We start from the raw sequence: 14,405 nt of genomic DNA on the forward strand, positions 1-14,405 counted from the left end.
GCGCCGCGAGCAGGGCCCGGCGCGCTACCGTTCCTGCATGGGTGGATACCGCGAGCTGTACCAGAACAGCATCACCGACCCGGCGGCCTTCTGGGCCGACGCCGCCAAGGCCGTCACCTGGACCCGCGAACCGCAGCGGATCCTCGACGACTCCAACCCGCCGTTCTACCGCTGGTTCCCCGACGGGGAGCTCAACACCTGCGCCAACGCGCTGGACCGCCACGTCGCCGACGGGCGCGGGGATCAGCCGGCGCTGATCTACGACTCCCCCGTCACCGGCACCAAGCGCACCTACAGCTACGCCGAACTGCTCGACCAGACCGCCCGGTTCGCCGGTGCGCTGCGCGGCCTCGGCGTCGACAAGGGTGACCGGGTCATCATCTACATGCCGATGGTCCCCGAGGCCGTGGTGGCGATGCTGGCCTGCGCCCGGCTCGGCGCGATCCACTCGGTGGTGTTCGGCGGGTTCGCCGCCCACGAACTGGCCGCCCGCATCGAGGACGCCCAACCCACGGTCGTCGTCACCGCATCCTGCGGGATCGAACCGTCGCGGGTGGTGCCGTACAAACCCATGCTCGACGCCGCCCTGCAGACCATCGCGAACCCGCCCACCCGCTGCGTCATCCTGCAGCGCGACCAGTGCCGCTGCGACCTCACCCCGGGCCGCGACGTGGACTGGGCCGAGCTGATGGCCGACGCGCAACCGGTCGACCCGGTGCCCGTCGCCGCCACCGATCCGCTCTACGTGCTCTACACCTCGGGCACCACCGGCACCCCCAAAGGCGTGGTCCGCGACAACGGCGGGCATGCGGTCGCGCTGCTGTGGAGCATGCGCAACATCTACGACATCAACCCCGGCGAGGTGTTCTGGGCGGCCTCCGACGTCGGCTGGGTGGTCGGCCACTCCTACATCGTGTACGCACCGCTGCTGCTCGGCGCCACCACCGTGCTCTACGAGGGCAAACCGGTCGGCACCCCCGATCCGGGCGCGTTCTGGCGGGTGGCCGCCGAGTACGGCGTCAAGGCGCTGTTCACCGCGCCGACGGCGATCCGCGCCATCCGCAAACAAGACCCCGACGGCGCCCACATCGGCCGCTACGACCTGTCCGGGCTGCGTTATCTGTTCCAGGCCGGAGAACGGCTCGACCCCGATACCTACGAATGGGCGTCGGCCAAGCTGGGCATCCCCGTCGTCGACCACTGGTGGCAGACCGAGACCGGCTGGGCGATCGCCGCCAATCCGATGGGCGTCGAACCGTTCCCGATCAAACCGGGCTCCCCCACCCTGCCGATGCCCGGCTACGACGTGCGCATCCTCGACGCCGAGGGCGCACCGTGCGGCCCCGGCACCGAGGGGGCGATCTGCATCAAGCTGCCGATGCCGCCGGGCACCCTGCAGACGCTGTGGAACAACGACGCCCGCTATCAGGCCGGCTACCTCGTCGAATATCCCGGCTACTACCTCACCGGCGACGGCGGACACATCGACGACGACGGCTACCTGTTCGTGATGGGCCGCATCGACGATGTGATCAACGTTGCTGGACACCGGCTTTCGACCGGGGCGATCGAGGCGGTGCTGGCCGCGCACCCGGCCGTGGCCGAGGCCGCGGTGATCGGCGTCGACGACGAGATCCGCGGTCAGGTGCCCCGCGGTTTCGTCGTACTCAAGGACGGCGCCTCCGCCGACGGACTTGCCGACGAACTCATCACCGCGGTGCGCGACGACATCGGTGCGGTGGCCAACTTCAAACTCGTCGACGTGGTGCCGGCACTGCCGAAAACCCGCTCCGGCAAGGTGCTTCGCAAGACCATGCGGGCCATCGCCGCGGGCCGGGACGAACCGCTGCCGTCGACGATCGAAGACCCCACGGTGATCGACGCGCTCAAACCCATCCTGCGCAAGTAGCCCCACGGCACGCCGATCGGCCTATGTTGATAGCCGAATTCGTTGCCGAGTCAAGGAGTGATCGGATGCGGAACTCACCGCTGCGGACCGGAACCTGCGCCTGCCGGTGCAACGTCTGCGACAAGGGGCACCACTGCAAGAACATCGGCAGCGGCTGCCGCGTCAAGTAGCGGTCCTGGGGGGCTCGCCCGGGCAGGTGATCCGGCCGGCGCGCGGCGCCCCGAAACAGCTCCGACTCGCGTCCCGCTGACGCTCGGGTTAACCGACGGACCTGCCGGGTACATCTTCTGCTACCTACCGACCCGTCGGCGAGCACGAATCAGGAGGCGGGGCGATGACCGAGACCGGCACCACCCGACGAACCACCCCGAAGTACATGGCGGTGCAGGGTGCCGCCCTGCTGATGGGCGCGCTGTTGCTGCTCATCGGCGCGGCGGGCTTCATCCCCGGCCTCACCACCGGCTACGACGGGCTGTCCTGGTGGGGCCACGAGTCGACGGCCCGGCTGTTCGACATGTTCACCGTCTCCGCGCTGCACAACATCGTGCACCTGGCGGCCGGGGCGGGCGGGCTGCTGCTGGCCCGCAGCTACGCCGCCGCCCGCGCCTATCTGCTCGGCGGCGGCGCGGTGTTCCTCGCCCTGTGGGGCTACGGACTGGCCGTCGACAAGGCCGGGCCGGGCAACGTGATCCCGCTCGACAATGCCGGCAATTGGCTGCACTTCGCGCTCGGTGTGGTGATGGTGGTGCTGGGCCTGACACTGGCCGCCCAGCGCGATCCCACCCGGCATCGTCGCCGGGCGGCCCGGGCTAGCTGATCGACAGCGCGATCCCGTCGAGGATGTCGTGCTCGCTGACGATGAGTTCCTCGATGCCGGCCCGCTGCCGCAGCAGCGCCGCCAACTCCTCCACGATGATCGCGCCGCCGCCGATGACGTCCACCCGTCCCTCGTGCATCGGGCCGAGCGCGGCGCGCTGCTGACGCGTCATCGCCACCAGGTCGTCGCACACCCGCAACAGGTCCGAGAATCCCACCCGGGAGAGGTGGATCGCCTCGGAGTCGTAGCTGGCCAGATCGTGGGCCAGCGCCGCGAGCGTGGTCATGGTTCCGGCCACCCCGACCCAGGTCCTCGCCCGTTCGACGGGCACCCGCCGGATCACCTCGTCCAGCGCCCCGCGCACCACGGCCCGCGCGGCGTCGATCTCCGCGGCGGTCGGCGGATCGGACGGCAGGCACCGCTCGGTCAGCCGCACACATCCGATGTCGGCGGAGACCGCCGCCGCCACCTCGGTTGCCCCCAGCACCACCTCGGTGGAGCCGCCGCCGAGGTCGACCACGACGAACGGCGCTGCGGCGGAATCCAGTTCGGCCACCGCACCGCGGAAGGACAGTTCGGCCTCCTCGGCGCCGGTGATCACCTCGGCCACCGCCCCGGGGACCACCGTGCCGAGCACCTCGGCGGTCATCGCGAAGAACGCGTCGCGGTTGATCACGTCCCGCGCCGCCGACGTCGCCACCATCCGCACCTCGGCGACCCCGTGGGCCCGCATCAACTCGGCGTAGTCGGTGAGCGCCGCCCGGGTCCGCTCCAGCGCCTCGGGCGCGAACTCACCTGTGGCGTCGACACCTTGACCCAACCGCACGATCCGCATCTCGCGATGCACGTCGCGCAGCCGGCCGCCCGGGCCGGCCCGGTCGGCGATGAGCAGCCGGATCGAGTTGGTGCCGCAGTCGACGGCGGCGACCCGGCCTACCGCCGGATCCACGTGTCCCGTTCCACAATCCCCTCCATCGCCGGATCCTCGGCCAGCATCGCCAACGCCTCATCTCCCAGCGGATTGACCCCCGGCCCCTTCGCCAGCGAGTGCGCGATCAGCACGTGCAGGCATTTGACCCGGTCGGGCATGCCGCCGCCGGAGAACGTGGTGCCCAACGGTTCGATCGCGTCGCGTTCGGCCAGATACGCCTCGTGCGCACGACGGTACGCCGCCGCGAGCTCCGGATCCTGCTGCAGCCGCTCGGTCATCTCCCGCATCACCCCGGCCGCCTCCAGCCGGCTGGCGGCCGCGACCAGCTTCGGGTGGGTCAGGTAGTACAGCGTCGGGAACGGCGTACCGTCCGGCAGCCTGGGGGCGGTCTTGATCACCCCGGGCTCGCCGTTGGGGCAGCGGTAGGAGATCTCCAGCACACCCCGGGGTTCGCGGCCCAGCTGCCGTTCGACGATCTCCAGATCAGCGGGATCAACCACCGGGCATCGGCTCCCCTGGCGGCACCGGCTCGACCGGCGCGGGTGGCGGACCGTCCGGCACCGGAGCCGAGGGATCATCCGGCGCCGGGCCGGGTGACGGCGCCGGGCCGTGCGGCTCGTCGGCGATGGTGCGCCACAGCGACGTGTACCACGGCTCGTCCGACGGTGCGACCGCCGCGTGCGCATCCGGCGGTTCGGGCACCTCGGCCCCCGGCGGCAGCTGCACCTGGTACGGGATGTCGCCGGGCATCACGAAACCGAGGCGTTCGCGGGCCTGGGCGGCGATGTACGCCGGATCGGCCAGCTTGAGCTTCTGCTCCTCGAGCTCGGCGATCTGCTCACGAAGCTGTTCCTGAACGGCTTTGAGCTGCATCATCTCGGTGCGTTGCGCGAAGTAGGTGCGGACCGGCCCGGCGATGGTCAGCGTCAGCACGCACACCACCGCCGCCAGGATCGCCGCGCGGCGGGCCGTCGACCCGAACCGCTGCTCGGACTGCTGCTCCGCCGAGGCGACGATGTGCTGGCGGATGGTGTCTGCGGTGTCGTTCGACTCGGCCGCCGACCGCGCATCGGTGGCCCGGGGCTCGCGGCGCGCCGGTGGCCCGCCCCGCGGCCGTCCCCGGTTCCCGGCACCCGGTTTCGCCGGCCGCGGGGCCGGGGTCCGTCGCCGCGAGTCGGGCCGCTTACCTTCGGGCACAGGCTATTTGGTCTCGATTCCGAATCGGGGGAAGGCCAGGTCACCGGCGTAGCGGGCGGCGTCACCGAGGGTCTCCTCGATGCGCAGCAGCTGGTTGTACTTGGCCACGCGTTCGCTGCGCGCCGGCGCGCCGGTTTTGATCTGGCCGCTGCCCACCGCCACCGCGAGATCGGCGATGGTGGTGTCCTCGGTCTCCCCGCTGCGGTGGCTCATCATGGTGCGGTACCCGCTGTTGTGGGCCAGGGCCACCGCGTCCAGGGTCTCGGTGAGCGTGCCGATCTGGTTCACCTTGACCAGCAGCGCGTTGGCGGCGCCCTTCTCGATGCCCTCCTCGAGCCGTTCCGGGTTGGTGACGAACAGGTCGTCGCCGACCAGCTGGACGCGGTCACCGAGGGCGTTGGTCAGCGCCACCCAGCCGTCCCAGTCGTCCTCGGCCAGCGGGTCCTCGATGGACACCAGCGGGTAGGAGTCCAGCAGCCCGCTGTAGAACTCCGCCATCTGATCGGCGGTGCGGGTGGACTTCTCGAAGGCGTAGCCGGTGCCGGCGGTGAAGAACTCCGTCGCCGCGACGTCGAGCGCCAACGCCACCTCGGCGCCGAGCTGGAAGCCGGCCGACTCGACCGCCGAGGCGATCAGATCCAGCGCCGAACGGGTGTCGGGCACATCCGGCGCGAACCCGCCCTCATCGCCCAGGCCGGTGGCCAGGCCCTGCTTCTTCAGCACCGCCTTCAGCGCGTGGTACACCTCGGTGCCCCAGCGCAGCGCCTCCTTGAAGCTCGGGGCGCCGATCGGGGCGATCATGAACTCCTGCACGTCGACGCCGGTGTCGGCGTGCGCGCCGCCGTTGAGGATGTTCATCATCGGCACCGGCAGGATGTGGGCGTTCGGCCCGCCGACGTAGCGGAACAGCGGCAACCCGGCCGATTCGGCCGCCGCCTTGGCGACCGCCAGCGACACCCCCAGCATCGCGTTGGCGCCCAGCCGCGACTTGTCGGGGGTGCCGTCGAGGTCCACCAGCGCCTGATCGACCAGCCGTTGATCATCGGCGCTCATCGTGATCACCGCCGGGGCGATCTCGTCGAGCACGGAGTTGACCGCCTTCTCGACGCCCTTACCGCCGTAGCGGGACCCGCCGTCGCGCAGCTCCACCGCCTCGTGCTCGCCGGTGGACGCACCCGAGGGCACGGCGGCCCGGGCGAACGTTCCGTCGGTGAGCGCCACCTCGACCTCGATTGTCGGGTTTCCGCGGGAATCGAGGATCTCCCGGGCTCCGACCTGTTCGATGATGGGCAATGGTTTCTCCTTGCTGATACGGGTGAACGGACTGCGCTAGCCCCTGAGCCTAAAGCGTGGGGTTGTCCGTCGCGCAGCTAGAGGCCGTGTCCGTTGGCATAGGCGGTGGCCCAGTCCCGCACCGAGCGGGCATAGGGGTCGGAGTAGTTGTAGGCCCGCAGCGCCTCCATCCAGCCCCGGGGGGTGGACAGATCCTTGCCCCGCCAGCACAGATAGCCCGCCGCCGACAGGGCCGCGTCGTCGATGTTATCCGGGTCGACCACCCCGTCGTTGTTGGCGTCGACGCCGTAGAGGCGCCAGGTTTCCGGGATGAACTGCATCGGACCCATCGCGCGGTCCAGTTCGCTGTCACCGTCGAGCTCCCCGCCGTCGGTGTCGGTCAGGCGCAGGTTGCCGGCCGACCCGTCCAACCGCATCCCGCGGATCGGCGGGGTGACGTTGCCGTCGGTGGCGACCATCGCACCCCGGTAGGTGCCGTGATGGCTCTCCACCATCCCGATACCGGCCAGCGTGGTCCAGGTGATCTTGCACTTGGGGTTCACCACCTCGGCGACCCGCGCGGCGTAGGCGTAGGCCTCCAGCGCGGTGACCGGGATCCCGAGCTTCGGCGCCCGCTCGGCGGCCCACTCGTGCAGCTGATCAGCCGGACGGCCCTCGACGTAGATGTCGATGGCCGGAACCGGATCACCCGCCGGCGGCGGCACGCCCTCGGGGATCGGTACGCCCAACTGAAAGGAACAACTGGATGCCAGCAACAACGCCGTTGCACCGATCACTGCAACAGGCCGTAGCCAACGAACCGGCGACACCAGACTCCCTCAACCAACGTCTGTCGATGCCCATAGTCCCACGCGCCGCGGCGGAGGGCGGAGAGCACCGCCCGGCGGGCGTGGGCCAGCAAACCCCATTCGGGGCGCACGGTCACCCCGGCCGGTCGACGCGACCTGTCCATGCTGACCAGCGGGCTCGGTAGGTTAGGCGAACCTACCCTGTCCAGCGAAAAATTCGGTACTGTTTCCGGGTCGACGGCGAGGAGGGCGCAGATGAGACGGTTCGTCGCATGGACGGTGCCCGTGGCGGCGCTGGCGCTGATCGCGGCCGGGTGTGCGAGCGGCGACTCCGCCGACCGCGCGGAGTCGACCGGGACCGGGACGGTCACCGAGACCACCGAGGCGGCCGCCGGTGCGGACAATCCGTTGATCGTCGAGGCGGTGGACCAGTACCACGCCTACGCGGTCGAGCAGACCGAGGAGCTGGTCCGGGTCACCAGGACGTTCACCGACGCGGTGCGGGCGGGGGATCTGCCCGCCGCCCAGGCCGCCTATGCGCCGTCGCGGCAGCCGTGGGAGCGCATCGAACCGCTGGCCGCGCTGGTCGAGCAGATCGATGTGCTGATCGACGCCCGCGTCGACGACTTCGCCGGTATCGACGATCCGGCGTTCTCCGGCTGGCACCGCCTGGAACACCTGCTGTTCGAGCAGAACACCACCGAGGGTGGGGTGCCGTTCGCCGATCAACTCGACCGTGACGTCGCGCGGTTGCGCGACGAGATGGCGTCCCTCGAGATCGCCCCGGTCGACGTGCCGGTGGGTGCGGCCGAGCTGATCGAAGAGGTGTCCGAGGGCAAGGTCACCGGCGAGGAGAACCGCTACGCCAAGACCGACCTGTGGGATTTCGAGGCGAACCTGCAGGGCTCCCGGGTGGCGATCGACACGTTGTCGCCGGCTCTCGCCGAAGCGGATCCGGCGCTGCTCGGCCGGATCAACGACGGGTTCGACGAGATCTTCGAGACCATGCAGCCGCTGCGCCGCGGTGACGGCTGGGTGCTGTACTGCACCGAGGACGACCCGTACCCGTCCCCGCGCTGCCCGGAGGTGACAGTGCCGCGGCAGACCGTGGACACGCTCAAGGCGCAGCTGGCCGGGCTGTCCGAAGAGGTGTCACAAGTGGCGGGGGTGTTGGATCTGAAGTGACCGGTCCGGACGGGCGGCGCGGCATCTCACGCCGCAGGTTCGTCGCCGGCACCCTGGGTGCGGGTGCGGCGGTCGGCGCCGCCGCGATGGTCCCGGGATGCGCGGGCCGGCAGGATGATTCGCTTCCCGACTCACCGCGGTTCGTTCCGTTCGAGGGTCCGCACCAGACCGGCATCACCGCGCTGCCGGTGCCGCGGCTGGGCCTGCTGGCGTCGTTCAAGGTGGTCTCCGACGACCGGTCCCGGCTGGCGCTGGTGCTGCGCGAGCTCACCGACGAGATCCGTGGTCTGATGGCCGGCCGACCACCCGAGGTGCGGGATCCGGCGTATCCCCCGGTCGACTCGGGCATCCTCGGCGCCCAACCGCCGCCGGACGATCTATCGGTGGTGGTCGGTGTCGGGGCGTCGGTGTTCGACGACCGGTTCGGCCTGGCCGACCGGCGCCCCAACGAGCTGGTCACGATGCCGTTTCTGGCCAATGACCGGCTCGATCCGAAACTGTCGCACGGGGATCTGCTGCTGAGCCTGGAGGCCGGGCACACCGACACCCTCCAGTTCGCGCTGCGTCAGTTGATGCGCCGCACCCGGCGGGATCTGGTGCTGCACTGGATGATCGACGGGTACGCCCGCGGCGCCGGCTCGGGTGTGCCGACCGAGACGCCGCGGAATCTGCTGGGGTTCAAGGACGGCACCGCCAACCTCGATTCCGGCGACGCGGCGCTGATGGACCGGTATGTGTGGGTCGGCTCTGACGACGGCGAGCCGGACTGGGCGGTCGGCGGGTCGTATCAGGTGGTGCGGCTGATCCGGATGTTCGTCGAGTTCTGGGACCGCACCCGGCTCGCCGAGCAGGAGGCGATCTTCGGCCGGCACAAGGTCAGCGGCGCCCCGCTGGGCATGTCCGACGAGTTCGACGATCCCGACTACGCGTCCGATCCCGACGGCGAACGGATTCCGCTCAACGCCCACATCCGGCTGGCCAACCCGCGCACCCCGGAGACCGAGGACAATCTGCTGTTGCGGCGGGGATTCTCGTATGCGCGGGGATTCGACGGCGCGGGCCGGCTCGATCAGGGGTTGGCGTTCGTGTGCTATCAGCGCAGCCTGCGCCGGGGTTTTCTGGCGGTGCAGGAACGGCTCAAGGGTGAGCCGCTCGAGGAGTACATCCTGCCGGTGGGCGGCGGGTTCTTCTTCGCGCTGCCCGGGGTCAGCGAGCCGGACCGCTACCTCGGCGATGCGCTGGTCGACTGACTCGCGCCGGGTGCTGGGCCGTTTCGGGTGTGCGCCATCGGCTTCGGGTGTGCGCCATCGGCTTCGGGTGTGCGCCATCGGCTTCGGATGTGCAACGGCTGAGGCGAATGTGCGCACAGGTACGGATTTCACCCGATTCGCCTGTGTGGTCTCACGCTGAGAACACTGTCCGCACACTGAATGCGGCGGGTTCACCCTGAACGCGGTGCGATCACATTGACCGCAATCACGTCACACTCAGCCGGTCAGGGCTCGTCTGCCGCGGCGCCGTCACCGGGTTCGCCGTCACCGGGTTCGCCGTCACCGGAGTGCGCAGGCTCAGCGTCGGATTCGGCCCCGCTCACAGTTTCGGCGTCGACCTCGGCCACAGTTCCGGCCTCCGCCGCGCTGACCGTCGGCCAGTAGGTGCGCCATTCCTCTTCGGTGATGTCGTCCAGCGGCGCCACATCGAGCTCTTCGGGCACGTCCTCACCGCGGCGGACGGCGGCGACTGCCTCCTCCACCCGCCGCACGGTGTCCATGAACTCCAGCACATGGGTCCGCAGCACATGCTCGGCGTCCGAACCCGCCGACACGGCGACCGAGGTGATGGTGGACGGGATCAGGTCGGCGGGCAGGCCGGCCTGGGTCACCCGCTCGATCACCTTCTGCGCCAACGCAAGAGCGGGCTGCCCGGTGGGCACATCGTCCAGACAGGAACGGTTGCGCTTGGACCGCCGTTCCAGGGCCTTGCGTTCCTCCCACTGCGCCAACTGCTCGTCCAGGGTCACCGGTTCACCGGCCAGCACGGCGGGCACCCGGTTGCCCAGCTTGCGCACCAGCGCGTCGGCGACATCGTCGATGGAGAACGGGTTCTCCGGCGCGTCCTCGGCGATGCGCGCGTGAAACAGTACTTGCAGCAACACATCTCCGAGCTCCTCACGCAGCTCGTCGGCGTTGCCGCTGCGCACCGCGTCGAACAGCTCGTAGGTCTCCTCGAGCAGGTAGCGGCGCAACGAATCGTGGGTCTGCTCGCTCTCCCACGGCCCCGAGGTGCGCAACTGGTCCATCATCGCCACCGCGTCGAGCAGCCGTTCACCCGGATACGGCTCCGGTGCGCGGATCAACTGCTCACCGGCGGCCAGCCTGTCCTGCACGGCGGGGTGATCGGGATCGGACGACAGCAGCACCGGAGCCGGGTCGTCATCGGAGTCGGCCATCCACGGCCGCGCCGACGGCAGCGACCACGGCACCTTGACCGGCATCTCCTCGGTGTACTGGACGTCCCCGGCCAACAACCCCACCGCCTCCACCGGTACCAGCGATGGCCGCCGGGGATCGACCAGGACCACGGTCATCGTGGTCGCCGCTTGTCGCTCGTCACAGCCGCTGCACCTCCGAACCTGGTTATATCAACTTCGCCCTCGGTGTCGCCATGGAGCATCAGCAACAATCCAGCCACCATCTGGGCCAGCTCCAGATCCCGGATCCGGGGTGAGCCGATACCGCCGGACCGCGGAATGGTCACCTGCACAGTCGATGTCGTCGCCCGGTAGTGCGCTCCTGGATACAGCCGCTTGAGCCGCACCTGCTGGGAGTCCTGCAGGGTCAGCGGCGCCACCCGGACCGTGGCCTCCGACGGGGCGCTCACCTCGGTCACGCCGAACCGCCGGCACAGCAGCCGCAACCGTGCCACCGCCACCAGCCGCTGCGCTGGTTCGGGCAACGGTCCATACCGGTCGACCAGCTCGTCGACAACCGCGGCGATCCCGTCGTCGTCCGGGGCAGACGCCAACCTGCGGTAGGCCTCCAGCCGGAGCCGGTCGCTGGCGATGTACTCCGGCGGCAGATGCGCGTCGATCGGCAGATCGATCCGGATATCCTTCGGTTCCTCCGGAGTGGCAACGGTTTTGCCTTCGGCAGCGGCCCGGTACGCCTCGACGGCCTCGCCGACCAGCCGCACGTACAGGTCGAAGCCGACCCCGGCGACATGCCCGGACTGCTCGACGCCGAGCACGTTTCCGGCGCCGCGGATCTCCAGGTCCTTCATCGCCACCGCCATCCCGGCGCCCAGTTCGTTGTTCTGCGCGACGGTGGCCAGCCGGTCGTATGCGGTCTCGGTGAGCGGCGCGTCCGGCGGATACAGGAAGTAGGCGTAGCCGCGTTCCCGGCTGCGCCCCACCCGGCCGCGCAGCTGGTGCAGCTGGGAGAGGCCGAAGGTGTCGGCCCGCTCCACGATCAGGGTATTGGCGTTGGAGATGTCCAGCCCGGTCTCCACGATCGTGGTGCACACCAGGATGTCGTATTCGCGGTTCCAGAACCCCTCGACGGTGCGCTCCAGGGCCTCCTCGTTCATCTGGCCGTGCGCGACGACCACCCGCGCCTCGGGCACCAGTTCACGTACCCGCGCGGCCGCCTTGTCGATGGTGCTGACCCGGTTGTGGATGTAGAACGCCTGCCCGTCGCGCAGCAGTTCGCGGCGCAGCGCGGCGGCGATCTGCTTGTCGTCGTACGGGCCGACATAGGTCAGCACCGGGTAGCGCTCCTCGGGCGGGGTGAGGATCGTCGACATCTCCCGGATCCCGGCCAGGCTCATCTCCAGGGTGCGCGGGATCGGGGTGGCGCTCATGGTCAGCACGTCGACATGGGTGCGCATCGACTTGATGTGCTCTTTGTGTTCGACGCCGAAGCGCTGCTCCTCATCGATGATGACCAGCCCGAGGTCCTTCCAGCGCACCCCGGTCTGCAGCAGCCGGTGCGTGCCGATCACGATGTCGACCGACCCGTCGGCCATGCCCTCGAGCACCGCGCGGGATTCGCTGGGGCTGGTGAACCGCGACAGCCCCTTGATCGTGACCGGGAAACCGGCCATCCGCTCGGTGAACGTCTGCAGATGCTGGTCGGCCAGCAGCGTCGTCGGGACCAGCACCGCGACCTGCTTGCCGTCCTGCACGGCCTTGAACGCGGCCCGCACCGCGATCTCGGTCTTGCCGTACCCGACGTCGCCGCAGATCACCCGGTCCATCGGGACCGGTTTCTCCATGTCCGCCTTGACCTCTTCGATCGCGGTGAGCTGATCGACCGTCTCGGTGAAGCCGAACGCGTCCTCCATCTCGCGCTGCCACGGGGTGTCCGGGCTGAACGCGTGGCCGGGCGCGGACTGGCGTTTGGCGTACAGCGCGACGAGTTCGGCGGCGATCTCCCGGACCGCCTTACGCGCCTTGGTCTTGGTGTTGGTCCAGTCGCTGCCGCCGAGCCGCGACAGCGACGGCGAGTCCCCGCCGACGTAGCGGCTCAGCTGATCCAGCGAGTCCATCGGCACGTAGAGCTTGTCGGTGTGGCCGCCGCCGGTGCCGCGCCGGTTCGACGCGTACTCCAGCACCAGGTACTCGCGGCGGGCACCGCCCACGGTGCGCTCCACCATCTCGACGAACCGGCCGATGCCGTGCTGATCGTGCACCACCAGGTCCCCGGCGGTCAGCGCCAGCGGGTCGACCACGTTGCGCCGCTTGGGCGCCAGCTTCCTGCCCTGCTGGGCGGTCACCCGGTTGCCGGTCAGATCCGCCTCGGTGATCACCACCAGGTTCGCGCCGGGCAGCACCAGACCGTCGTGCAGCGGGCCCTGCAGCACCCCGACCACACCGGGTTCGAGCCCGGCACCCGGCTCCAGACGTCTTGCCGGGGTCTCGGATTCGCCGAGTTGTTCGACGATCCGTTGGGCGGTGCCGGCGCCGGGGGTGACCACCGCGGCATACCCGCCGGTGGTGACGTGGGCGCGCAGCATCGCGAAGATCTCGGTGACCGCGCTCTTGGTGCGCGCCGCGGGCACCGGCCGCAGATCCAGCTCGATCGCCGACTCGCTGCTGAGCTGGCTCAGCGTCCACCACGGGTGGCCGGCCTCCGCGGCCGACGCCCGGGCGTCGTCGAGATCGAGGAAGCCCGACGCGCCCAGCGCGTCGAGATCGATGGGGGCGTCACCCCCGATGGCCGCGGCCGACCAGGACGCCTCCAGGAACTCCTGCCCGGTGGAGATCAGATCGGCGGCGCGGGTGCGGACCTTCTCCGGGTCGCACACCAGCACCGGCGCGCCGGCGGGCAGATGGTCGGTCAGCATCGACAGCTCACCCGGCCGCAGCAGCGGCAACAGCGCCTCCATCCCGTCGACCGGGATGCCCTCGGCGAGTTTGGCCAGCATGTCCGGCAGGGTGCCGGGCAGGGTGTTCTCCTGCCTGGGGTGCTGCTCGGCGAGTTTGACGGCCCGCTCCCGCACCTCGTCGGTGAGCAGCAGTTCCCGGCACGGCATCGCGACGACGGTGTCGATGCTGATCTCCGGGATGGACCGTTGGTCGGCCACCGAGAACATCCGCATCTCGGAGACCTCGTCGCCCCAGAACTCGATCCGGACCGGATGTTCGGCGGTCGGCGGGAAGACGTCGAGGATGCCGCCGCGGACGGCGAACTCGCCGCGCCGGCCCACCATGTCCACCCGGGTGTAGGCCAGTTCGACCAGCCGGGCGATCGTCTCGTCGAAGTCGGCGTCCGCCCCGACGGTGAGGGTGACCGGCTCGGTCTGCCGCACCTCGTCGGGCCGCTGGGCCATCGGCTGCACCAGCGAACGGGTGGTGGTGACGACGACCCGCAGCGGCGGGCCCAGCCGGGCGTCGTCGGGATGGGCCAGCCGGCGCAGCACCATCAGCCTGGTGCCGACGGTGTCCACCCCGGGCGACAGCCGCTCGTGCGGCAACGTCTCCCAGGACGGGAACATGGCGACTTCGTCGCCGTACACGCCACGAAGTTCGGCGGTCAGCTCCTCGGCCTCCCGGCCGGTGGCGGTGACCACCAGCAGCGGGCCGGATCGAGCGAGTGCGGCTGCGACAAACACCCGTGCGGACGCGGGGCCTACCAGCGACAGTTCAGCCGGACGATCGGCGGCTCGGGCAGCGACATCCTGCAGAGAAGGGTCGCGTAATGCCAGATCCACCAGCCCCGCGATCGGGGTTTGGACATGGGGGTGCCCCGATGCGGTCATGATTCACCCATCCTATTCGCTGCACGG

11 protein-coding genes are annotated in these 14,405 nt (G+C 70.1%); 4 read left to right on the top strand and 7 right to left on the bottom strand.

Annotated features, from left to right (window positions below; translation table 11 throughout):
• Window positions 1–37 precede the first annotated feature (37 nt).
• Both CKW28_RS17995 and CKW28_RS18005 read left to right on the top strand, forming a co-directional pair.
• A complete protein-coding gene (locus CKW28_RS17995) occupies window positions 38–1,909 on the top strand; it encodes a propionyl-CoA synthetase (RefSeq protein ID WP_003924069.1) in 1,872 nt (623 codons plus the stop codon).
• Window positions 1,910–2,243: 334 nt separating this feature from the next.
• Window positions 2,244–2,726: a DUF4383 domain-containing protein gene (locus tag CKW28_RS18005; RefSeq protein WP_003924071.1), complete on the top strand. Its 483-nt coding sequence runs from the start codon at window positions 2,244–2,246 to the stop codon at window positions 2,724–2,726.
• On the opposite strand, the gene CKW28_RS18010 is transcribed toward CKW28_RS18005, so the two are convergent.
• The 5 genes from CKW28_RS18010 to CKW28_RS18030 all read right to left on the bottom strand — a co-directional run bounded on the left by CKW28_RS18010 (window position 2,719) and on the right by CKW28_RS18030 (window position 6,956).
• Window positions 2,719–3,675, bottom strand: coding sequence for a Ppx/GppA phosphatase family protein (locus CKW28_RS18010; protein ID WP_003924072.1), 957 nt, complete (start codon window positions 3,673–3,675; stop codon window positions 2,719–2,721). The two genes, CKW28_RS18005 and CKW28_RS18010, sit on opposite strands and share 8 nt — an antisense overlap.
• Complete coding sequence (locus CKW28_RS18015; RefSeq protein WP_003924073.1) at window positions 3,660–4,157, bottom strand: DUF501 domain-containing protein; 498 nt, start codon at window positions 4,155–4,157, stop codon at window positions 3,660–3,662. Before CKW28_RS18015 ends, CKW28_RS18010 begins: the two co-directional genes overlap by 16 nt.
• Window positions 4,150–4,854 carry an FtsB family cell division protein gene (locus CKW28_RS18020; protein ID WP_003924074.1) on the bottom strand — a complete coding sequence of 235 codons (705 nt, stop codon included), beginning with the start codon at window positions 4,852–4,854 and terminating at the stop codon, window positions 4,150–4,152. Before CKW28_RS18020 ends, CKW28_RS18015 begins: the two co-directional genes overlap by 8 nt.
• A 3-nt stretch (window positions 4,855–4,857) precedes the next feature.
• Window positions 4,858–6,147, bottom strand: coding sequence for a phosphopyruvate hydratase (gene eno / locus CKW28_RS18025; protein ID WP_003924075.1), 1,290 nt, complete (start codon window positions 6,145–6,147; stop codon window positions 4,858–4,860).
• 77 nt (window positions 6,148–6,224) lie between these two features.
• On the bottom strand, window positions 6,225–6,956 hold the full coding sequence (locus tag CKW28_RS18030; RefSeq protein ID WP_040546110.1) for a lytic transglycosylase domain-containing protein: 732 nt from the start codon (window positions 6,954–6,956) through the stop codon (window positions 6,225–6,227).
• Between the two features lie 234 nt (window positions 6,957–7,190).
• On the opposite strand from CKW28_RS18030, the gene CKW28_RS18035 reads away from it, so the two are divergent.
• Window positions 7,191–8,120, top strand: coding sequence for an EfeM/EfeO family lipoprotein (locus CKW28_RS18035; protein WP_040546111.1), 930 nt, complete (start codon window positions 7,191–7,193; stop codon window positions 8,118–8,120).
• Complete coding sequence (gene efeB, locus CKW28_RS18040) at window positions 8,117–9,370, top strand: iron uptake transporter deferrochelatase/peroxidase subunit (RefSeq protein WP_003924078.1); 1,254 nt, start codon at window positions 8,117–8,119, stop codon at window positions 9,368–9,370. The genes CKW28_RS18035 and efeB overlap by 4 nt, the downstream gene beginning before the upstream one ends.
• A 245-nt stretch (window positions 9,371–9,615) precedes the next feature.
• On the opposite strand, the gene CKW28_RS18045 is transcribed toward efeB, so the two are convergent.
• Together CKW28_RS18045 and mfd are read right to left on the bottom strand one after the other, a co-directional pair.
• Window positions 9,616–10,707 (bottom strand): nucleoside triphosphate pyrophosphohydrolase, encoded by a 1,092-nt coding sequence (locus CKW28_RS18045; RefSeq protein WP_003924079.1) that lies wholly within the window; start codon window positions 10,705–10,707, stop codon window positions 9,616–9,618.
• The gene (mfd, locus tag CKW28_RS18050) at window positions 10,704–14,378 is read right to left on the bottom strand and encodes a transcription-repair coupling factor (RefSeq protein ID WP_040546112.1); all 3,675 of its coding nucleotides are present in this window, start codon (window positions 14,376–14,378) and stop codon (window positions 10,704–10,706) included. Before mfd ends, CKW28_RS18045 begins: the two co-directional genes overlap by 4 nt.
• Window positions 14,379–14,405 lie beyond the last annotated feature (27 nt).

The organism is Mycolicibacterium thermoresistibile, assembly GCF_900187065.1.
Classification (GTDB): domain Bacteria; phylum Actinomycetota; class Actinomycetes; order Mycobacteriales; family Mycobacteriaceae; genus Mycobacterium; species Mycobacterium thermoresistibile.